19 protein-coding genes are annotated in these 21,391 nt (G+C 47.6%); 17 read left to right on the forward strand and 2 right to left on the reverse strand.

Annotated features, from left to right (window positions below):
- Window positions 1–97 precede the first annotated feature (97 nt).
- Entirely contained in the window at window positions 98–580 is a 483-nt protein-coding gene (locus tag MKZ12_RS06175) for a hypothetical protein (RefSeq protein WP_339259365.1), read from the reverse strand.
- A 347-nt stretch (window positions 581–927) separates the two neighbouring features.
- On the opposite strand from MKZ12_RS06175, the gene MKZ12_RS06180 reads away from it, so the two are divergent.
- The 15 genes from MKZ12_RS06180 to MKZ12_RS06250 all read left to right on the forward strand — a co-directional run bounded on the left by MKZ12_RS06180 (window position 928) and on the right by MKZ12_RS06250 (window position 17,113).
- Window positions 928–2,778, forward strand: a complete 1,851-nt coding sequence (locus MKZ12_RS06180) for a DUF4127 family protein (RefSeq protein WP_339259367.1) — start codon at window positions 928–930, stop codon at window positions 2,776–2,778.
- Window positions 2,779–3,108: 330 nt separating this feature from the next.
- The gene (locus MKZ12_RS06185) at window positions 3,109–4,032 is read left to right on the forward strand and encodes a hypothetical protein (protein WP_339259368.1); all 924 of its coding nucleotides are present in this window, start codon (window positions 3,109–3,111) and stop codon (window positions 4,030–4,032) included.
- A gap of 179 nt (window positions 4,033–4,211) precedes the next feature.
- Entirely contained in the window at window positions 4,212–4,412 is a 201-nt protein-coding gene (locus MKZ12_RS06190; protein ID WP_339259369.1) for a hypothetical protein, read from the forward strand.
- The gene (locus MKZ12_RS06195) at window positions 4,412–5,875 is read left to right on the forward strand and encodes a phage tail sheath subtilisin-like domain-containing protein (RefSeq protein ID WP_339259371.1); all 1,464 of its coding nucleotides are present in this window, start codon (window positions 4,412–4,414) and stop codon (window positions 5,873–5,875) included. Before MKZ12_RS06190 ends, MKZ12_RS06195 begins: the two co-directional genes overlap by 1 nt.
- Before the next feature lie 96 nt (window positions 5,876–5,971).
- Complete coding sequence (locus tag MKZ12_RS06200; protein WP_105600731.1) at window positions 5,972–6,379, forward strand: phage tail tube protein; 408 nt, start codon at window positions 5,972–5,974, stop codon at window positions 6,377–6,379.
- 256 nt (window positions 6,380–6,635) lie between these two features.
- Window positions 6,636–7,070 (forward strand): hypothetical protein, encoded by a 435-nt coding sequence (locus MKZ12_RS06205; protein WP_017690174.1) that lies wholly within the window; start codon window positions 6,636–6,638, stop codon window positions 7,068–7,070.
- Between the two features lie 182 nt (window positions 7,071–7,252).
- Window positions 7,253–9,016, forward strand: a complete 1,764-nt coding sequence (locus tag MKZ12_RS06210) for a hypothetical protein (RefSeq protein WP_339259374.1) — start codon at window positions 7,253–7,255, stop codon at window positions 9,014–9,016.
- 54 nt (window positions 9,017–9,070) lie between these two features.
- A complete protein-coding gene (locus tag MKZ12_RS06215; protein ID WP_339261335.1) occupies window positions 9,071–9,700 on the forward strand; it encodes a LysM peptidoglycan-binding domain-containing protein in 630 nt (209 codons plus the stop codon).
- Window positions 9,697–10,683, forward strand: coding sequence for a phage portal protein (locus tag MKZ12_RS06220; protein WP_339259375.1), 987 nt, complete (start codon window positions 9,697–9,699; stop codon window positions 10,681–10,683). Before MKZ12_RS06215 ends, MKZ12_RS06220 begins: the two co-directional genes overlap by 4 nt.
- A complete protein-coding gene (locus MKZ12_RS06225) occupies window positions 10,676–11,086 on the forward strand; it encodes a hypothetical protein (RefSeq protein WP_339259377.1) in 411 nt (136 codons plus the stop codon). Before MKZ12_RS06220 ends, MKZ12_RS06225 begins: the two co-directional genes overlap by 8 nt.
- Window positions 11,079–11,534: a DUF2634 domain-containing protein gene (locus MKZ12_RS06230; protein ID WP_339259378.1), complete on the forward strand. Its 456-nt coding sequence runs from the start codon at window positions 11,079–11,081 to the stop codon at window positions 11,532–11,534. Before MKZ12_RS06225 ends, MKZ12_RS06230 begins: the two co-directional genes overlap by 8 nt.
- Before the next feature lie 4 nt (window positions 11,535–11,538).
- Complete coding sequence (locus tag MKZ12_RS06235; protein ID WP_339259380.1) at window positions 11,539–12,678, forward strand: baseplate J/gp47 family protein; 1,140 nt, start codon at window positions 11,539–11,541, stop codon at window positions 12,676–12,678.
- A gap of 137 nt (window positions 12,679–12,815) precedes the next feature.
- Entirely contained in the window at window positions 12,816–13,397 is a 582-nt protein-coding gene (locus MKZ12_RS06240; protein ID WP_339259381.1) for a YmfQ family protein, read from the forward strand.
- Complete coding sequence (locus MKZ12_RS06245; RefSeq protein ID WP_339259382.1) at window positions 13,397–16,516, forward strand: pyocin knob domain-containing protein; 3,120 nt, start codon at window positions 13,397–13,399, stop codon at window positions 16,514–16,516. Before MKZ12_RS06240 ends, MKZ12_RS06245 begins: the two co-directional genes overlap by 1 nt.
- Before the next feature lie 60 nt (window positions 16,517–16,576).
- Complete coding sequence (locus tag MKZ12_RS06250) at window positions 16,577–17,113, forward strand: phage holin family protein (protein ID WP_339259384.1); 537 nt, start codon at window positions 16,577–16,579, stop codon at window positions 17,111–17,113.
- A gap of 124 nt (window positions 17,114–17,237) precedes the next feature.
- Here the strand turns inward: MKZ12_RS06250 and MKZ12_RS06255 are convergent, their stop codons facing one another.
- Window positions 17,238–17,537, reverse strand: coding sequence for a hypothetical protein (locus MKZ12_RS06255; RefSeq protein ID WP_339259386.1), 300 nt, complete (start codon window positions 17,535–17,537; stop codon window positions 17,238–17,240).
- Window positions 17,538–17,745: 208 nt separating this feature from the next.
- Between MKZ12_RS06255 and MKZ12_RS06260 the strand changes: the two genes are divergently transcribed.
- On the forward strand, window positions 17,746–18,693 hold the full coding sequence (locus MKZ12_RS06260) for a glycoside hydrolase family 25 protein (RefSeq protein WP_339259387.1): 948 nt from the start codon (window positions 17,746–17,748) through the stop codon (window positions 18,691–18,693).
- A gap of 939 nt (window positions 18,694–19,632) precedes the next feature.
- Complete coding sequence (locus MKZ12_RS06265; RefSeq protein ID WP_339261337.1) at window positions 19,633–21,282, forward strand: ABC transporter substrate-binding protein; 1,650 nt, start codon at window positions 19,633–19,635, stop codon at window positions 21,280–21,282.
- Window positions 21,283–21,391: the final 109 nt, after the last annotated feature.

A 21,391-nucleotide genomic window follows, 5' to 3' on the forward strand; every position in this document is an offset into this window, starting at 1 on the left:
ACATTTTACAAGGGGTGTCCGTCAGTCAGGAGTTTGACGGAGGACATCCTTTTTGTCATTATTCTGTTCTACTGAATCATCGGCAGGCTGTATCTTTTTAACGAGGCCAAATTTCAAGGATAAACAGGATCAGAATGACCCGGGACACCAACATGTATGGCGATTTTCGTATAGGCTGACGTGCTGCCCATATACCCCAGGAACTCATAAGTGCAATACTCCCCCAGAAAATCCATAAGGAGATGCCTTCGGGTGTAAATAGAAAGGACAGCTGGGGCAGTCCCCTGTTGCCAGCCCCAAGAAGAACAGTGGTCATATAGACGAGGACAAGGAAAAACAACTCGAAGAGCAGGGTTTGCAGCCAGAAATAATAGATGTTGAACACTCGTAGCACGATGACTGTAATCAGGATAAACAGGATACCAACGGATAAGAATGTTGCCGTGGTCCATCCAATGAGAGATGTTGTTATAACATCTGTTTCCTGATATAAGATGTACATCGCCAACGCATACATAGCGGGGCCCGCCATATAACTGGTGACAGCAATCCAAAGATAGAAGAAATACCTTTTCTTCATGGTCATATTCATCCTTTATTGTTCGTAGAATTTGAAAACTGCTTACGTCATATAAACATCAACAGGATGGGTTTGGTTGGGTTATCGATAGGAGTTTTTTTCTCGAGAAATCGGCATTTAACCGTCATAGAGACGACCACATTCAGGCGTAATTCATCCCGATTACCATCTGCACGAGTGGGCAAAGGCGGTAAAATGGTATTATCGGATCAGCAGCAAGGCAGACAACACTGACAGCTCATACGCTAAAGTACAGACCGGCCATGGGGCCGGTTTTTTAATTCGGTGATTGTTCCCTTGCCCTGATCGGGTAATAAGACTAAACAGATAACAGGAGGCTACGTGATATGAAAACAGTATTGTATGTTCCACTGGATGATCGTCCAGCGAATCTGGATGATGTGATTGTGCAAGGGAAAGCAGCCGGTATCCATATCGTTACACCGAACCTGAGTGATATTAAGAATCGTCTGGACTCGGAGAAAACCGTAGATGGCACAACGCTGCTCGGCACATCCACACCGGTTTATGGCAAACCGTCCAAGATTCACGACTTTATTCTAAAACATGCTGCCAAAGTCGACGGATTCATTATCTCATCCGATATGCTCGCCTATGGCGGTCTGATTGGCAGTCGTCAGCTTCGTGAAGATGGGGGAGGCACCTATCCTGAATACGATGGAGAAACCACTCGTTTGCTGGATGTAATCCGCGTGATTAAGCAAAAATATCCACGTAAACCTGTGTTCGTAATGGATACCATCATGCGTCTGGCTACAACCTCTTTTGCAGATGGTTTGGCACTCGATGCATATAATGAGTCCCGTGCGTTGATGCAGCAGCCGCGTCAGACATACACCGAATTTGAAGATATTATTCAAGGTTATAACCTGTCCCCGGATGGGGTGGAATATGGGACAACGACCTATTTTGATAAAGAACAGTATTACAATACAAGACAGCATAAATTCAAAACAAATCTGTACATTTTGGATCAGCTGGCTCGCTCAGGTTATATCGATTTCCTCGCCGTGGGTGTCGACGATGCCAACACGCAGGGTGTTCAGATTAATGAAATCAACTATGTAGAAGCACGAATCAATGAATGGCTTAGTGGAACCAATGGACAAAATCCGGATCGTGCCATCATCTTGCCGGATGCGGATGGTCTGGGGCACGCTTTGGTTGCTCGCATGGCTAACCAGTTGTTCCGAGGCGGGGCGAAGACACGTTACGCCGTGAAATATTTTGGTCCTCACGGCAATACGATCATTAACACATATGAATACATGGACGTACACGAGAATGTGGTTCGTCATGTGGATATTGTGGGCGGTGTGCTTGTGGCCGATTCGGCATATCCTGAACCGGAGGTGGTGACGGATCCGATGACTAGTGTGGATAATGAACAGCTGGTGGCTGTATCAGTCGAGCAAGTTGTTCCATTTGATATGGCTTCCGAACTGGATCGTATGACAAAGGGTCACCCGGGAAATTCCGGAGAGAACACAGCCGTCGACATCGAGATTATTGCGATTACCGCTCTGGATCAGGTGCAGGCTGCGTTGGAGCAGTTGACGCTGAATGGGGAGCAAGGTCTGCCTTCGGTGTTGATTGATTTTGTGGGAAAAGGTCCAGCGAATGTTGATGTTGCTGAAGCGTTGCTGAGCAGTCCATATACCGGACGGGTGTTGGGATACAGTGCTTGGAATACACCGGGCAACAAGATCGGTATTGCCGTAGGTATGGGGCAGTCTAGGTACGCGTTGATCACCACAGAGAAGCATGAGCATAAATTGCGAGATGCAATGAATGCACACGGCTCCTTGTTGTTTAAACGTTTCCTGAAGGATTATTACTATAAAGCGGTAGCGATTGCAGAGATTCGCACGTATTCCCGAGCTCACGCGTTGTATACCAATGTGGCTACCCTTTCGGATCAAAATATGCTGCTGTTCAACTCAGAGCAAGACTATGCCCATCTGCAAACATTGCTGCGTGATTTGATGCAGACTTATACCACGGCGCTTGCGAATAAGACAGCCTTCCAGACAGGCAATGTGGCGATCAAACAGATATGTAATGACGAATTATCCTATGCGACGTATGCTAGTGCACTGTTGGAATATGCGAATCCGGATTTCATCTGGGGCCGCGCATTTGAGATTACGTTGAACCCGCAAGTTACTTTGAACTAAGGTTTGAAATAGTAGAACGCGTTATGTCGTCTTTTTTCCACCCGAACGACTCCCTTTATCGCACCGAAGTCGTACGGAACACCATCCGCGCTAGGGATGAAAGAGTGTAAGATTGTATTATCGGATCAATAACAAGGGACGCACCGAAAGCACATACGCTAATGTACAGACCGGCCAGGTGGCCGGTCTTTTTGATGCGGTGAATTAGTCCCGGTACTGGTTCGATCGGAATACAGACTCTGAGTTCAAAGGGGGAGTCTACTGCTGCTGCATTGTCGCTGCACGGTGTGGGCAGATCTCAAACTTGCAGCCAAAGGGGGCGAAATGAATGTGTCTATGAACAATGAGATTAGCACGATCATGAGCACCGGTAAAATGAGTACGCTCATTAAAAAAACGCTAAAACAGAAGCTCGCGGTCCTTGTTCCAGATTGGGATGATCGTGTGCTGGATGTACCTGCTTCAGGCGAAGTGTTGGCTGGGCCTTGTGCCGTGGTTGCGTTTGCCGAAGAAGTGCCGAAGTCTGCCTGGGCGGGATATCGAAGGATTATTAAAATCTTACCATACGCTCGTCCGGAAGATGGTGGCGCTGAAAAGGTAGAAGCTTGGTCAGCTGATCTAATCGAAGGATTGCATCAAGTAAGGCTAGTGGATGAAGCAGGTGAGTCCTTCACTTGTATCTATCTGGGTTCTTCAGATAGTGACCGGGTGGATGCAGGGTCTGGAATGTTTACGCGCAGTCTGCGGTTCGGAGTGTATGTTCCCGAAGACTCGGGAGCTGCTCTCGTTGAATCAGAGGATGCGTGGTTAGCTGCGCTTCAAGGCTGGACACAGCAGGAACTTGGCTCGAACTGGTCGGTATATGGTGATGCCTGGCCTGGTGGATACGATACGCCGTCTGTGTTATGGCGATTGGCCGGATGCAGCACGTCTGTGGCGGGCACTTCGGCATTGGAGGTTCGACAACAGTGGATTGGGCATGTGCTAACCGATCATTCGGTGCTAACACGCCAGACCGTTACTCGGTTGGTCGAAAAGCTTGCTGTGCAATCTCGTCTTGCCGTTAATGAAACGGGGGGCGAAGCGCACGAAGGTAACACGAGATATATTACAGTGGATGAGGTCACCGCAGATCTGCAGACGGATGCGTATCTGAATGGTCAGATTCGTCTGACACTACAACAGCGGATTCGTCGTCCGGGTACGAATGTACCTTTGATCCGTGAGATTTACCATAGCAAAGGTATGGAGTAAACGTTAGTCGAGAGGAACCTTCTATTAAAGGTGGTTCCAGATTATAGCTTTGAGTAGATTGGTTTAGCTTCAATATTATAGCTTCAAATTCATAGGTTCATAGGGTCGAAAATTCATAGGTTACGCTTAAAGATCAATGTTAACGAAATTAGCAGTCCAACAAATGAGGTGAGATGGCAATGGCAAGCTCAGTGAAAAAAAACAAACAGACCGCTCCGCGGTATACAAGGGCAGAACTGATGAATCATTCAGAAGCCCTCTTTGCCGTTAAGGCAGAGGTGCTGTACGGTGCGCTGTACGAATCGGCGCAAGAGACGTTTTCCATTGAAGAAACACAAGAACGAATTAACCAATTTATGAAAGCGAAGGTGAAGGCATAATGGCAGGTGGAACTTGGGAACAAACGAATCGTCCGGTCCTTCCGGGCTTATATATGAATTTTCAGGCGGCAGCATCCTCGGCCATTCAGGCAGGTACGCGGGGAACGGTCGTTGTGCCTATCAAGGCCAACTGGGGTCCTGTAGGGACTTTTGTTGAAGTAGGGAGCGAAGCGGCGATTGAACGTATCTATGCGGCGAATGCGCTGGACAACGGTACAGCTTATACGTCCTTGAAGCTTGCCCTGTTGGGCGGGCCGAAGAAGTTGCTCGCTTATCGGGTAGCAAATGCTGCGGCCAAAACAGCTACGCTCACCTTGAAGGACAGCAGTGATGCCAATGTGCTGCAACTGGATGCGAAGTATCCTGGGGATCGTGCGAATGGATTCTACGTCACCATCCAGCCAGGTGTAATTGATAATACGAAACATGAAGTGCGCCTCTTTGAAGGTAACCGGATGTTGTATGCGCTCCTGACTGCGGATATCACAGCAGCTTCTCTGGCAAAAGAGATTAATTCGGATGAACGAAATGTCTGGGTGACGGCGCAGGCGATTGGTGATGGTGCGGGTGTGGTAGCTACTGTTGCGGGTGCGGCATTCAAAGGCGGCGTAAGTGGCAATGATGACCTAACCAATGCGGAATACATTGCTGTGCAGGGTGCGCTGGAAGGAGAGCAATTCGACGTCTTGGCTTTGGATCAGGCGGCTGATGCACCTCTGCTTGCGAGCTTTGCGGCATGGGTGAAACGTGTGCGTGGTGAAGGCAAGCCAGTGATGGCTGTATTTGGCGGTTCCGCAGCGGATGATACCTCCGCTACAGCAGTACAAAAAGCAGCAGCACGTTCGCTTGCGCTCAACCATGAAGGTGTGATTAACGTTGGTACAGGCGTTCGCCTTGGAGATGCATTCTATAGCTCGGCAGAAACGTCTGCTTATGTTGCAGGACTGATCGCCGGACAACGTCTGAACCAATCTACCACTTATGCAGCTACGCCGTTCGATGATGTGACACGTCGCTGGACGCGCGCAGAACAGGAGCAGGCGGTACAGAACGGCGTATTTATTTTCTTCCATGATGGACGTCAGGTGAAAGCACTTCGCGGTGTAAACACACTTGTAACACCAGCCGCTGGCCAGAATAATGCGTGGAAAAAAATCCGATCTATTCGTGTGTTGGACGCCATTAACACGGATCTGCAACGTTCCGCGGAAGATACGTATATCGGTAAAGTGAACAATACCGAAGAGGGTCGTCAGGCACTGATTAGTGCCATGAAGGCCTATTTGGCGCTGCTCGCACAGAGCAATGTGATTGAAGCTGACGGTTACGATGTCATTCTTGATCCGGCGTATTATGGCACTGCTCCAGTTCTCAAACCGGAGGCAGATCAGGTATTCCTGCAATGGAATGTGAAGCTGACGGATGTGATGGAGCAGTTGTTCGGTATATTTTACGTGCAATAAGGTTGTGTGGAAGGAAAGAACTATTTTTCTAAAATAATTACTATACGTTGAACGGATGGTTTACACGATATTTTTTAATTTCAAGGAGGAAAAAATATGTTGGATGCGTCAAGAGTAATTCTCGGTACCCATGGTCAGCTGCATATTGATGGTGTGTGGCAGACAAACATTAACAAGTTGGAAGCGAGTGTGGAGATTGAAAAGCGTGAGCTGAACCTGGTCGGTAACGACTGGAAAGTGCACAAAAACGGCGCAAAAAAAGGAACAGGCACGATGACGGGCTACAAGGTCACTTCGGATATGATCCTGCGCGGCTTCACCAAATTCGAGATTATTTCGAAGCTGAACGACCCTGAATCGTATGGACACGAGAGTGTTCTGCTAAAAGGTTGCATGGTGGACAAAATCCAGCTTGCCAACTGGACAGCGGGTGAGGAAGTACCGGAGGAAACGGGCTTCACGTTTGAAGGATTTGAATTGTTAAATCCGATTGTGGCGAACTAAAAAGGACTTTAATGGAGGCCGAGATGATCTCGGTCTCTTTGTTGTCTACTTAAAGCAAATTTAGTATCTACACGATAACGGAGAGGACAGAAATAACGTGAAGAAGTGGAGCGTTCGCCTTTATCCCCGGATTTTCCCTTGAAGAGGGGAATCAAAAAAATCTGGGGATAACAGCGATCGGAAGGTTATTCTGTCATCGGAGTGGCTAGTGTACCATTATGATTGCAAAATGTGAGCAAGAAGGAGATAACGCCCAATGAGTATGAATGAAAATATGTCCGAAGAACAGATTTTGGATCAATTGTTTGAAGCAGCAGAACGTTTGCCAGAGGAGAATGTGCGGATTCAGCGTCTGGATCTGCTGTTGACCTTGCGTGGACTGACGTCCTCCAAAGTGGATCACATTCGCGAACGCTGTACAATTCGAAAAACGACCAAAGGCCGCACCGAGGAAAAGGTGGATACGGAAACATTTAACGCGCTTCTCATTTCCGAAGCAACCGTGAAATTGAAAGTACGCAGCCTGGAACTGTCCGGCTGGGGGGATACCCGCATTACCGGTCGCATGAAGCTGTCTGGTGGAGAACAGGCGGTTCGCCGTATGCTGCTCGCGGGTGAATTGGATGCTGTAGGTGATAAAGTGCTGGAGCTGTCCGGCTTCGGTGTGGAGATTGAAGACCTAAAAAACTGATTCACTCCGGCGGAATGACCACGTTCCTGTATCACATGTGGGTACGTCATCATCTCCGACCCGGAGAGTTCTGGTCTTTGCCACGCGGGGAGCGCTCGCTGTTGATCGCGTTCTCGGAAGAGGAAATGGCAGCGATCACTTCGCAAATGAATAGATAACGATATAAGGCAGGAGGTGAAAAAATGGCAGAAATGATTGTAGGTCTATCCAAGTCCAATGCCGAAATGCGGACAACCCTTCGATACCTGGATCAGATCCAGCGTTCTACGGAACGGCTGGGAAGAGTTCGATATCAGAGTCTAATCAAGGTGAACAATGAACTGAGAACGACTGGGCGCAGGTTGGAGCATATTTATAGTATGGCTGTGCGAATCAGCAGGCTGCGAATTACACCGACGGTTGGGTTGATTGATAAGCTCAGTCCAGCATTGGATCGCGCATTGGCGAAACTGAACAGTTTCAGGGACCAGATGGTTACGGCTTCGGGTACAGTATCGCTTGAGGTTCGGCAGAAGATCGAAGTGGCGATGGGGAAGATGAACCCGGCGAGTGGGCCTTCGTTGGCACTGAACATTGGGAGCAATAATAATACGGTCAATAATCCTGCCAAGGAAGAAGAACCTAAAAAGTGGTGGGAAAAGTGGCTTGAAGGAATTCAAGCATTCAATGATGTGAAAGATGCAGCGTTTAATGTAGGGGATATTATTGGTTTATTCAAAAAGAAAAAGGATGACAGTCCTGCACCAGATCCAACCAGAAGCCCGGCTTCCAAATGCTGCTGTTGCACAGGTGGAAAGATGGGCAAAAACCGCAGAGTTCGTACACCGAATGCGGGTGGAGGCGGAGGCCCTGATCGGGGCAGAAGAGGCTACCGAAGTGGTAGAAGATCAGGCAACGGCCCGAATCCAGGCCCAAGACCAAATCCGGTACCGAGGCCACCTGTACCTGATCCGCCTAATCCTCCACCCGATCGAAATAGAAATGGGAGAAGAGGACGAAGAGTTAGAGGTATGGGTGGCTTAGGCTTCGCAGACTCTGGTTCACTCGGATCATTAACCGATATGCTGGCAGGTAGTGGGTTGATGGACAGCTTGAGCGGAGGTTTCGCCAAAGGTGCCAAAAGGCTTCTCGGACCCATAAGCATGCTCGCAGACGTGGCGAATGTAGCGACAGCACCCCCGGAAGAACGTGGTCGAGCGGTAGGTTCCATGATTGGCGGCACAGCAGGCACTGCGATTGGTAGCGCCATCGGTAGTGTACTTTTACCTGGTATAGGGACATGGGTTGGTGGTGCAGTAGGTGGTTGGGCCGGAAGTGCAGCAGGCGGTTGGATCGGAGACAAAGCGAAGGATATTGGAAACTTTATGTCTAGTGCTACCGAGGGTGTAGGGGATGCATTGTCGGGTGCAGCGGACTATGTCTCTGAGAAAACCAAAAAAATCACCGATGGCATATCCAACTTCTTCGGCTTTGGTTCCAAAAAAGAAGAGAAGACGGTCTCGGCAGCAACAGTAGCTGCACCGTCGCAATTACCAACAGGGCCGCAGATGGCACCTGCTTATATTCCACCAGCACTGGCCATGACAGGCCCAACGGCTTATATGAACAGCAAGGTCGGTCAGCCTACATCTGCTGGCTTCATGGGAACAAGCATGATGCAAAACCAAGCCATGGCGCTTGGTAACGGTGCTACGCAGACGAATGGAAAATCGTCTACGATGACGGTACAAATATCCGAAGACCAGATGAGCAGTCTGTCCGGTTACTTGAAGGATTTCAAAACCGAAACTACCAATCAGATTGCGATCAATATTCCACCAGGTGCTGTGCAGGTGACCGTTCGTGAAAATGCCATTGACTACGATGGACTATCACGTCAAGTTGGACAACGTATTGTAGGGGAAGTGCGTCGTGCGATGGAAAACCGAAAAACCATCATGGCCTAAGCAGAAAGGAGGCCGTTTATGACTGTATTGGAAGATAACGTGGAAGGGATCAGAATGGAATTTACTCTGATCGATGGGAAAACGCAGTTTCAATTTCCAGTGAAACCGGAAGAATTGACGATCTCACGTTCCAAAGGGTACGAAACGATTAATATGCTGGAGCATGGCGAGTTTGATTTTGCGCAGGGGGAGAAGGTGAAGGAGATCACCTTCTCTTCTTTTTTTCCCAAAGAGTATGATGCGTCCTATTGCATGTACGAAGATTTGCCTGATCCGCGGGTAGCGATGAATATGCTGAATACGTTTTTGATATCGAAAAAGCCGCTGCGCTTCATTATCACCAACACGGGGGTGAATGTGCCGGTATATCTGATCTCGCACAATACGACCTTCCGGGGCGGGGAGAGCGGAGATATTTATTTCGACTTAACCCTGCGGACATGGCGGGATTCCAAGGTGGAGAAGGTCGGCTCAGCTGCATCCGGGAGCAAGTCAGGTTCTCGTACGGATTTGAAAAAGTCTAGCAAGACCTACACCGTCAAATCCGGTGACTCTCTGTCCAAAATAGCAAAGCTTGAGCTGGGCAGCAGTTCCAAATGGAACGAGATCTACAAGCTCAACAAGAAGATCATCGGCACTGATCCTAACCGGATCAAGCCCGGGCAAAAGCTGGTGATGCCATGACCTACAAGGTCATTGTCGACGACAAATATGACATCACCAAGCTGGTAGAGACAATTACGCTGAAGGACTCGCTGGACCAGATTGCGTATCAGGCCAACATCCGGCTGGCGGTGTCTGCATCTTCGGGTCTGCCTTCGATCTCACCGGGCATGGCGGTGCGGATTAGCGGGGTTCCTTTTGGCGAAAAATCCATGGTTCATTTGCTGCATCCTGCGGTCATCTGGGAGGTGGAGAGTTCCAACAGCGGCACCAAGCGGCTATCTCTCACGGTGTACGACCGGATGATCTATCTGGAAAAATCAGAGGACGAGTTCCTGTTGCCGAAGGATCAGACTGCTACGCAACGACTCAAAACCTACGCCAAAGAGTGGAAGATTCCATACGGCACGCTACCGGATACGAAGACCAAGCTGGGCAAAGCCGTGTATCGGTCACAGACGATCTTTTCGATGATGTTTGCTGATCTGAAGGAAACGGCCAAGTCTGGTGGGGAGATGTATCATCCACGGATGACACCCGGCGGATTGCAGCTATTTCAGGTCGGCAGTAACGCGAAGGTGTATGAGCTGGATCGGCTGATTGATCTGACCCAGATGCGTACGCTCGAAGGAGCGGTCACCAAAGTGAAGGTGATGGCAGCGTCGGAGTCTGGAAGTGGCAAAGAGGTTCCATCCAAAGTGCTCGCGATTGAGCAGAATGGTGTGGAAGAACTGGGCACATTGCAAAAGCTGGTCGAGGACGATCAGGTGAAATCGACAAACGCCGCGAAGAAACTGGCGAAAAGTCATCTGACGGGGATTCAGGAGACCTTTACGATCTCCGCACCGGATGTGAATACGATTCGCGCCGGGGACGCCGTGTTGTTAAAAGGACTGAAGTTAATCGTCATGTCGGTCAGCCGTGATCTGTCTGCCGGACCTGGAACGATGACATTGGAACTGGGGACGGCTGAGCTGGTGAAAAGGAGGGTTTACCTTGAATAAAGATGATCCGTATGGGCATTTTGCCGACGTCATGCGGGGTGCGATGAGTACTCATTCCCGTCAGGCCGTGAGCGGTCTGGGCGCGGTATTGGGTACGATGACCTCTTCCGGCGTAAAGCTGGATGATTTCAAGCACGAAGTGCGGGATTATCTCGTGGCCGAGTTGCCGGGCACGCTTGGATTACCGGAGCGCGAGGCTGCTGGCGCGATTTCCGATATACCTGACGTGGCAAACGGTGGAACGACGGTCACAGGACGGTTTCTTTTGCAAGAAGAGGAAGTGGAAGAAGCGGTGTGGTCTCTTGGTAAAGGATTAAAAGCGGGAGATCGCGTACTGGCGATGCGGGTGAATGGCGGTAACGACATTGTGGTGCTGTGTAAGGTGGTGAGTGCCAATGCCTAGTTTGTTCCCGGAAACGGGTATGGTCTGGGGAGATGAGGAGGATCTGTCGGGGGCGGCATCTGAAGAGGTACGCTTTGGACGAAGTTGGCGATTTGATTACGATACAGGCGATTTTGTGCTGACCCCAAGTGGCAAAGTCGCTGCTGCTGATGGGCATGAAGCCTGGGTGCAATGGTGCATCAAGGCCGTGAAAACCCCAAGGTACAGACATGTGATTTATTCTCGGGACTATGGTTCGGAGCTGGAGGAGCTGGTGGGTCATGGTGATAGTCGCGGCGTGATGGAAAGTGAAATTACCAGGATGGTGACGGAAACGCTATTGGCTGATCCACGCACGGATTCGGTAGACCAGTTTACATTCGATTGGAATCGGGAACAGTGCATGTTCTCGTGCCGGGTGGCGAGTGTGCAGGAAGAGATGTTTATTCTGGAAAGTGAGGTGATCTGACGGGATGGCTGAGATTCCGCGTTATTTGGAGGACCAGACGGAGGAACAGATTATGCAGCGTATGCTGGATCGTCTGCCCGCGGATCTGGATAAGTCGGAGGGTTCGTTTCTGTGGGATGCGGAAGCTCCGGTAGCGTTTATGCTGTCTGAGGCGGCGTTGTGGGCGCAGGAATTACTGCGGCGGGGGTTTGCAAGTACGGCTGCAAGCAGTGATCCGAATTTTCGTTCGGAAGAGCTGGATCTGCGGGCGGGAGAGCACGGCATTACGCGGCGGGCTGCGGTGGCGGCTCAGGGTGCTGTGAGATTCGTGGGTACGCCGGGGAAAGTGGTGCCTGCTGGAACGGTCGTGGCTACGCTCGCGGATGAAGTGTCTGCTGAAGCTTCGCTCGAATATGAGACAGTCGGACGTGTGGAACTGGATGCAGAGGGCTTCGGGGTGGTTGGCGTGCGAGCGCTTGTTGCTGGAAAAGAGAGCAATGTGCCTGCGGGCACGGTAACGGTGCTGTCTACACCTGTAAGTGGCGTGACTTCTGTCACTAACGTTGAGGTGATCAAAGGCGGTGCGGATGTTGAGGCAGATACCGCGCTGCTGGAACGCTTTTATGCCAAAGTCCGCAACCAAGGGACAAGCGGCAACAAATCGCAATATGTACAGTGGGCCAGTGAAGTGCCAGGTGTTGGTGCAACGCGGGTTATACCGTTATGGCAGGGACCAGGTACGGTGGGATTGTATTTGTTGGACACGGACAAACGTGCCGCAGGTACTGATCTGGTGGCAGCGGTACAAAAGTATGTTGATCCAACGCAGGATGGGCAAGGTGAAGGTGTTGCGCCGGCGGGGCCAGTGGTGTCCGTGATGCCAGCAGAAGAAGTGCCGATGAACATTCAGGTGAAGTTGACGCTGGCCAGTGATGCGACGTTGGCTGATGTGCGAGCATTGATCGAACGTGGGGTGACCGCGTATCTGAAACAGTTGGCTTTTGCAGATCCACTCGTGCGTTACACCCGCATTGCCGCGATCCTGCTGGACATTCCGCCAATTATCGACTATTCGGAGCTTACCGTGAACGGTGTGAGCGACCAGAATATCGAGATGACCGCGAGTCAGGTGGCCGTGTTGGGGACGGTGGATGTGCATGAGTAGTGTTGGGCAGATGGTGGATGAGGACGCAGTTTGGGAGTGCGGAGACCAAGGGAGATTGGGAGAAATACGCCGATCTGGGTTGGATCTGGTGAGCGAGACGCTCCATGATGATGGGCAAGGAAGGGAGGGGACAGGGCATGAGTGCTCCTTCTACTGTAGATGCTGGACTGACGAGTGAGAAAGGGCGGGAGTTGTTCTCGTATTTGCCAAATTATTATGAGACTTCTCGCGTTATGCAGGCCGACATGCAGGCCAAAGGCAGTGAAATGGATCTGCTGTACAAGGCGCTGGATGAGACGCTGGAGCAGTTTTTTGTCCGCACGGCGACGTGGGGTCTGGACTTCTGGGAGCAGGAGCTCGGCATTGAGACAGATCGTCTCAAACCTATGGAACAAAGGCGTGCCGTGTTGGAATCGAAGTTGCGTGGTGCAGGAAAGTTCTCGGGCAGGCTGGTTGCGAATGTGGCTGAGGCGTATGCCGGGGGCAAGGTGGATGTAACGTTTCAGCCGGAAGTGTGGAGTTTTACAGTGAGCTTTGTGGATAAATATGGATTACCTCCTAATTTGGATGATCTGAAGGCAGTAATTGAAGATATTAAACCGGCTCATATGACCGTAGAGTACCGTCTGCGGTATCTGACCATTACCGAGGTTGAGAGCATGACCCTGACTGAGATGGAACAAACCCGGCAGGATAAATTAGCAGGAGGTGGAGCTTAATGAGTGAACCAAAGACACCCAATCTGGGGTTGAATAAAATAGATCGTTCCTCGCCATCAACAACCTACTTTGATCTGGATAAGTATCTGGATCAGAACTGGGAGAAGATTGATGAATTTGCAGTGCGGGCTGAGGATAAGTCTGAAGAAACAGCAACCAAAGTAAGTGACATTGAGGAACGATTGGATGTGGAGAAGAGAAGATCGGTAACGCTGGAGCCCGGGTTGCAGATCATTCATGCGGAGCGCGCGTCGACCTTTAAGTTGGAGGGGCTGAAGGGACGCACGCTTGTGAACTTGTTGGGGCGTGATGGTCGTTTTGAAAGTATGAGCGGTTGGTTTACAACGCCAGGTATAGCGTCTGCATTGGATTCGTCACAGAAAACGCAAGGTAATCAAAGTATTAAAATTTCGATGAAGGAAGGCAACACCGGAGGCAGCTTATACAAATTATTAGGGCAAACCCTATCAACGAGTAAAAACTATATTGCACTTGCAGATTTGAGAAATGGCACTTCGACGAGTATTTCTCTTTCTTTGTGGAATGGCACGTCTAACGTTTCCGGGACAGTGGTCACAACTGATCAGTTCTCGTCAGCAGTCTTGCTGATTCCTGCTACGAGACTAGGGACAACGACAAATAATTTACAGATTTCAATTGTGGGAAGTGCAGCTGGACAATTTGGTCATGTAGATGCAGTGCGGTTATATGAGATTACTTCAGATGAATTGAAGGCTCTTTCTAACATGCCCTCTAATAAAATTGCAGCGAAATATCCTTATGTGGATAGTGTTCAACCTGTGCATAATCCATTTGTAATTCGATACGGAGAAAATCTTTTGCCACCGTTTTATGAATGGAATTCTTTGGGTCATAGTTTAATGATCGATGCTCCGTATTCTGCTAGTGGCAAAATGCTGGCCGATTCTATTGGAACTGATGCGTACGCTGTGACTTATTTGAATATATTAGCTGATCAAGAATACACGATTAGCAATCCATTAAAAAGCACAGGTAAGCTTCGATTAAGTGTTTATGCTACTTCTGAAAGGGTACAGGGGTTATTCATCAATCCTGGAGAAACTAAAACAATAAGAACAGCACCCAATGCTGTGTATATCGGAATGCATCTCAGCGGTGTTACACAATACACTGATGAATTTGATGTGAGCAAATGGACATGGGCTGCTGGGAACAAAGCAACTTTTGAGCAACCTGTAATGACTTTAGGTGAAGGGGCTAGATCGTTTAAAGTACGTGAAGATTCAATGCTCGCACTTCAGACGGAGTTGTTTTCTGATCCAGTGACTGGTGAGAACGCTGATGAAGTTTTCTTTAGAGAAGGACATTATTATAAAGTAAAAAAGTGGGGAAAAGTTCAACTTATCCCTGAAAATTTAGATTCTAATAGTCTTGGGGCTACTAAATATACTGGATATAAACAAATTGCTATTTACATGCCAAGAAACGTAGATACTTCGAATTTTAAGGCTTATCTGACCAAATATAACGGGAAAAACCTAACATTAGATCGATCAAGTTCCCCTCTCTTAAGTGCCGATGTTTTTAATGTTGGCAATGATTCATATAAGGGATACCTCTGGATGACCGTTTCTAATGATGAAAGTGGTTGGGGAGATTCATACAATCCAAGCACTGATGATATTAAGGCATACTTCTTAGGTTGGAGACTATATGACGGAGAAAGTTCATTGTATAACGGAGCTGGCACAAAGTATTGGCATAAGCTGACAGATGGTATTTCTACACCGGGAGAAGGGACTAAGATTCTGCCAACGACACAGATTCCGGGGTGGACTCCTTATCAGATCGTGTATCTAGTTTCAAAACCGACTATCGACCCTATTAAAGCGGAAGGACAACTAACATTTTTAAATGGGCAGAATCAGCTAGAAGTAGGGTCAGGCCTGGAGATTAGAGAGAGTGTTAATCCAGTGTTTACTTCAAACGAATATAAATCCTACAACATTAATAACTACAATCAATCTTCTAAATTAAAGAGCAAAGTTAAAAAAATAATGTCCATCTATAAAGACGATATTCAGGATTATTGGGACGTAAATCGATTTAGTCCTGAGTCAGAAATTTATGGCAGGGAACTCGCTAGTCTACCAGCTTTGCAATTTGATTCATCGGCTAAATACTCAGTCACATATCAGAGTTTAGGTGATTTCTTTTCAGTACCATTGACTGGATCTGTTGGATTGAGCGAGAAAACAGTAATAGATCAATTAATAAATGATTCATCAGCTATTTCTAAGAAGCTATCAGTAATTGACGGTAAAGATAGTGAAAAAGAATTAAAGAATTTCTTAGTTGAACATTCTCTCAGTAAGTCAACAAGTATCAAACAAAATGATGATTTAAATAATTTCGTAACAGAAGGGGAGTTCTATTGTCAACTTAGTAGTGTTGCTGAAACATTAAAAAATTGCCCTGTAGGAATAGCCTTCAGTCTGAAAGTAAGCAAAAATGGAACCCAGAATACAGGGAACATACCAGGAGTGACACAAACTCTAATCACATTTCTGCCCGTAGGATTTACTACTTGGCAACGAAATCTTTATGATACTTGGGGAGCGTGGGTTAAGGTTCCGTCTAGAGAGGAATTTGAGAGTTTAAAGTCCTCTGTCAGTGATGGGAAATCGGCTATCGCTGCCGCCATTACTGGCAAGGGAGTAACGGCATCAGGCAGCGATACACACGCACAATTGGCGACAAAAGTAAGTCAAGTTATTACTGGAAAACGAGTATCAAGTGGCACAATAAAAAATATGACTTACAATAATGGAAGTTCCTTTGGTGGAGAATACCGATTAACGAGTGCCCCTTATGTCTCCACAGGGTTTAGACCAACCAAAATAATTTTAAAAATTACACTCTACTATTTTACAAGTTATGTATGGGAATTCACATATTCTTATATTGATGGTCAAAATTGGGGTCATTCTAGAGGGAGTAACGCTAGCGAATTTAGAGCATCAATTAGCCCGGGAGCAACAGGATTCACAATTATTAATGCTCCAACCACTAGTTTTTTTGGTGATAATTCTAATACTACACTGTACGCGGATATATCTTGGTATGCAACAGAATAGATAAATTTTAATTTAGTTAATGTTTAATTTACAAAAGTGAATATTAGAGGAGGTGAAACCATGGAACGATGGGACACCCTATGGAAATGGGGAATTGCACTCATGAGCAGCTCAGTAACCTACTTCTTCGGAGGTTGGTCAGGCGTCCTGGGCGTACTACTTGTGTTCGTCATCCTCGACTACCTAACAGGCATCGCGGCGGCGGGTATGACTGGCAAGTTAGAGAGCAATGTCGGCATGTTCGGCATCGCCCGAAAGGTATTTATATTTGCAATGGTATCGGTGGCTCATCTGGTGGACGGTGTTCTGGGAGACGGACATTTGTTCAGGGATGCGGTCGCCTTTTTTTATATCGCCAATGAGTTGTTGTCCATTATTGAAAATGGGGGTAAGTTGGGCGCTCCAATCCCGCCAGCAATCCGACAGGCGATTGAAGTACTCAAGGGGAAGGCGGGAGAGGGCACCATTTCTAATCATGTACCTTTTAGTCCCCCACCAGAAGACAACAAGCAGGGATTCAATAGTATTGACGGGGATATGAAGTTAGTAGAAAAGAAAACAGAGCATAGTAGTCCAACTACTGAAAAAAGTGACTAGCATTTTAGTCAATTATCTCTCTAGTAATGTAGATAAAGAAAGAATGGATAAAAGTAAAGTTGGAATGAGAAAAGCACCCAATCCGGGTGCTTTAGCATTTTCCTATACTCATATACTGTACTTACTATTTTTTGAGCTTATCAATAAGATTATAGTAATAAATTAACTGATCCAAGTAAGAGTTTTCCTTCATAAGACTAGCTCTGTATGCTGCTGAAGAAGTTTCAAGATAATCTCTTTTGGCCTGCAACGTTTCAATTTGCCCTTTGATTTTTTTGATTTGTTTTTTGTAGTAAGCCATTTTCTCTTGGTATGTACTTTCTTTCTTTTTGGTAGCAGCCTGGGCGCTTGGCTGAATGACAACAGCTGAAGTTGCAGATAGTAGAACGGTTAGACTGAGTACGGCAGTTAATAGCTTTTTCAAAGAATTTTTACCTCCAATGAAGTGTTTTTACAATCTGTATTAATGATTCTTTATCTAATAGGAGTAGTCTAACAGATACAATATGGATTTACTATTGAATGAATTGGTAATATCCAACACATCAAGGGACACGCACACAAGCAACCTCTAACTCAACCGCATTAACTATATACAAACGGCAATTTGCCGCATAAAGGGTGTGAGAAACATGCAAACGAGAAGTTCGGGCAACACACAGGGCATTGACGTCTCCCGGTACCAAGGCAATATTGATTGGGCCAAAGTGAAGGCAAGTGGCATGACATTTGTATTCATCAAGGCAACCGAGGGACAGACCTATACCGATCCAAATTATCAGAAAAATGTAACAGGCGCACTGGCGGCGGGTATGCTGGTGGGAACCTACCATTTCTTCCGTGCGACCTCTACCGATGGTGCCAAAGCAGAAGCGGCGCATTACGCCAATACACTGAACAAAGTTGGAGGCGCCAAGGCGTTACAACTGCCACCCGTCATGGACTACGAGAACAACCCCGGCAACTTGAGCAAAGCGCAAATGAATACAGTTGCCAAAGCTTTTTTAACCGAACTACAACGTCTGTCAGGTGTAAAACCGATCATATACACGGGCAATTCATTTGCCGGGAATTTTGATACATCACTCAGCTCATACGATCTGTGGATCGCACGTTACAGCAGCACCCGTGTACCGGATGACCAGCCGGCATGGAAGCGTTGGACGTTCTGGCAGTACACGGATTCGGGCAAGGTGAATGGCATCAGCGGCAACGTGGATATGAATGAATTCGAGGGAACAGCGGCACAACTCAGAGCAAGATACGCAGCAGCCACTCCGAAACCTCCGGAGCCAACCAATCCAACGAATCCAAGTAATCCGAATCCACCAACCGAACCACCGAAAGGGGGCGAACCGATGACAGCCGAAGAGAAAGCAGCGTTTGATGCGCTCAAATCCCAAGTCGACAAACTGCAGGCGCGTCAGCAAATGGAAGTTCCAGTATGGGCAAAAGCAGCTGTGGATGCAGCGCTGGCATATGACACCAAAAATCCATTGTTCAGCATTGATAATGGGGCGAGTTATGATTTTTACCGTTTCATTACTGTGATGCATCGCAGAGGTTTGTTTAAAAAGTAAGCTGAATTTCAGCAAATTTATTTATTAATTTTATCTGATTGTGGATGGAATGGAGAAGGGACACGAGACGCTTTTTGTCGAACTGTGTTCCTTTTTTGTGCTTTGTGTAAGTAATATTAACGCATATAATAAAGTTGAAGACTTATGTCTGTAAATCTCTTGTCTAATTGATTAATGTGATGTAAAGTAAGTTACACGAAATTGTTTTTCACCACAGTTTATTTACACAATCCTCCTCATCATGACAAAACCATAACATATGAAGTTATTGTAATGTCTCCCTGTTGTACAATCCAACATCTCAAGATGACTCGTTCATACGTTTTACACATCCAATCTGCAAGAGACAACCACCGTATTAAAAATACTTACACGATCTAAACAACCTAGCCTATGTTGAGTTTCTTTCGTCCGTATTGCAAACGATACCTAGTCCAGCTCCCACACTGCATACTGAAGAGGACCCGCGACCCGCTCAAGGAACAGACGTTATTGGTACCCAGCAGCGTAGTATCCATATCCTATTTATATATTGAATCCACTGACTTGAACTTGCTCTTACGAGTCCGTGACCATTCGCTGTTGCTTATTGACCTTAGTTCAAATAAATCGCAACGATCTCATTCCATCCGACAGATTCATCCTACAAGATACTTTGTTCGTTGTACTTTTTCTTTTCTATAAAAGTGATCGTCCATATCCGTAATCCATGCGCAGGATGATCTGATTTTTACTTATATCCATTGTTCAACTGTCTCCCATACTTTTTTACGTTTCATATACATGCCTCACTTCTCCCGGAACTTTAATTCAGGTATCACAGGCACCTAAAGCCTTTCATTGATACAAGCAAGCACCGAACCAATGGCTAACATTGAAGTTTTTTCATGCCAGCATCACACACATTATGAGACAGGGAAGGGTGTTGTACGTATGCGAATGAGAAAGAAATGGATGTCCGGTTTTTTGACTCTGGCTTTGAGTACCGTCTTGGTGTTGTCAGGCTGTTCGAGCAATGAGGGGGCTGGGAATTCACCTGCTCCGGCGGAAGGCAGCGAGCCGCCAGCCGAAGTGACAGAAGCGCAAGATACGATGATTATGGGACGTGGTGGGGATTCCGTTGCACTCGATCCGGCGATTGTGACCGATGGAGAGTCGCTGAAGATTGGACATCAGGTATTTGACTCGTTGCTGGATTACAAGGAAGGCGGAACAGAAGTCGTTCCTGGACTGGCAGAGAGCTGGGAGATTTCGGCGGATGGACTCAAGTATGTGTTTAAGCTGAAGTCCGGTGTGAAATTCCATGATGGAACTGACTTCAACGCTGAGGCTGTTGTGTTCAACTTCAACCGCTGGGGAGATCCGGCGAGTGAATATAAATTCGAAGGAGACTCCTTCGATTATTACGACTCCATGTTTGGTCCAGAGGACGGACGTGTGATCAAGGAAGTGAAGGCGACGGACGAGACCACGGTGGAGTTCACATTGAACCAGCCACAAGCGCCTTTCCTGCAAAATATTGCGATGACGCCATTTGGCATTGCCAGCCCAAAAGCGATTCAGGAGAAAAAAGAAAACTTCAAAAGCGAGCCTGTGGGCACCGGCCCATTTGTATTCAAAGAGTGGAAGCGTAACGACTCCATCACCTTGGAGAAAAACGCGGATTACTGGAAAGAAGGACTGCCGAAGCTGAACAAAGTTATCGTACGTTCGATTCCGGATAATACCGCTCGCTTCAATGCCCTGCAAAACGGCGAGATTGATGTCATGGAAGACTTGAACCCGGACGATCTGTCCATCCTTGAAGGCAACAGTGAGTTGCAGAAGATTGAGCGTCCACCGTTCAACGTGGCGTATATCGGCTTTAACTTCAAGAAGAAACCATTTGATAATGTCAAAGTCAGACAAGCCCTCAACCATGCGGTGAACAAGCAGGCACTTATTGATGCGTTCTTTGCTGGACAAGCTGAGCCTGCTGTCAACCCGATGCCGCCAACGCTGTGGGGATACAACGATACCATTGAGGATTACCCATATGATCTGGAAAAAGCAAAAGCTCTACTCGCCGAAGCTGGCTTCCCTGACGGTTTGCCTGATCCGGTAACCTTCTATGCCATGCCGGTATCCCGCCCGTATATGCCTGATGGCAAGAAAGTAGCGGAAGCGATCCAGGCTGATTTTGAGAAAATCGGCGTGACCACCAACATTGAATCCCCAGAATGGGCGACGTATCTGGATGATGCCAAAGCCGGGGAGAAAGACGATATCTACATGCTCGGTTGGACGGGGGATAACGGGGACCCGGATAACTTCCTGTACACATTGCTGGACAAAGACGCCATTCCGGGCAACAACCGTAGCTTCTATGTGAACGAAGAGTTGCATGTGCTGCTGACGGATGCGCAGAAAGAAACGGATCAGGATAAACGTGCCGAGCTGTACAAACAAGCGCAGATGATTATCAAGGAAGACGCACCTTGGATTCCACTTGTGCACACCACGCCAATTCTGGCGGGTAAATCGAACCTGAAAGGTTTCGTACCATCTCCGCTGGGCAGTGAATCCTATGCTGGTGCCTACTTCGAATAATACAGACGTAAGCTGAACTTATCCATTTCAGGATAACGGAGAGTGGAGAATCACTCTGAAGAGGGCACTGCACCTCGGAGTGAGTAGGTGTAATTTCTTTCTATTAAAG

Origin of the sequence: Paenibacillus sp. FSL R5-0713, assembly GCF_037973325.1 — a bacterium.
Lineage (GTDB): Bacteria > Bacillota > Bacilli > Paenibacillales > Paenibacillaceae > Paenibacillus.

Coding starts and splice junctions, on each gene's coding strand:
- MKZ12_RS06180 (WP_339259367.1), top strand. CDS start 928: ATGAAAACAGTATTGTATGTTCCACTGGATGATCGTCCAGCGAATCTG.
- MKZ12_RS06215 (WP_339261335.1), top strand. CDS start 9,071: ATGGAATTTACTCTGATCGATGGGAAAACGCAGTTTCAATTTCCAGTG.
- MKZ12_RS06190 (WP_339259369.1), top strand. CDS start 4,212: ATGGCAAGCTCAGTGAAAAAAAACAAACAGACCGCTCCGCGGTATACA.
- MKZ12_RS06245 (WP_339259382.1), top strand. CDS start 13,397: ATGAGTGAACCAAAGACACCCAATCTGGGGTTGAATAAAATAGATCGT.
- MKZ12_RS06175 (WP_339259365.1), bottom strand. CDS start 580: ATGAAGAAAAGGTATTTCTTCTATCTTTGGATTGCTGTCACCAGTTAT.
- MKZ12_RS06220 (WP_339259375.1), top strand. CDS start 9,697: ATGACCTACAAGGTCATTGTCGACGACAAATATGACATCACCAAGCTG.
- MKZ12_RS06200 (WP_105600731.1), top strand. CDS start 5,972: ATGTTGGATGCGTCAAGAGTAATTCTCGGTACCCATGGTCAGCTGCAT.
- MKZ12_RS06235 (WP_339259380.1), top strand. CDS start 11,539: ATGGCTGAGATTCCGCGTTATTTGGAGGACCAGACGGAGGAACAGATT.
- MKZ12_RS06250 (WP_339259384.1), top strand. CDS start 16,577: ATGGAACGATGGGACACCCTATGGAAATGGGGAATTGCACTCATGAGC.
- MKZ12_RS06240 (WP_339259381.1), top strand. CDS start 12,816: ATGAGTGCTCCTTCTACTGTAGATGCTGGACTGACGAGTGAGAAAGGG.
- MKZ12_RS06265 (WP_339261337.1), top strand. CDS start 19,633: ATGAGAAAGAAATGGATGTCCGGTTTTTTGACTCTGGCTTTGAGTACC.
- MKZ12_RS06260 (WP_339259387.1), top strand. CDS start 17,746: ATGCAAACGAGAAGTTCGGGCAACACACAGGGCATTGACGTCTCCCGG.
- MKZ12_RS06210 (WP_339259374.1), top strand. CDS start 7,253: ATGGCAGAAATGATTGTAGGTCTATCCAAGTCCAATGCCGAAATGCGG.
- MKZ12_RS06195 (WP_339259371.1), top strand. CDS start 4,412: ATGGCAGGTGGAACTTGGGAACAAACGAATCGTCCGGTCCTTCCGGGC.
- MKZ12_RS06205 (WP_017690174.1), top strand. CDS start 6,636: ATGAGTATGAATGAAAATATGTCCGAAGAACAGATTTTGGATCAATTG.
- MKZ12_RS06230 (WP_339259378.1), top strand. CDS start 11,079: ATGCCTAGTTTGTTCCCGGAAACGGGTATGGTCTGGGGAGATGAGGAG.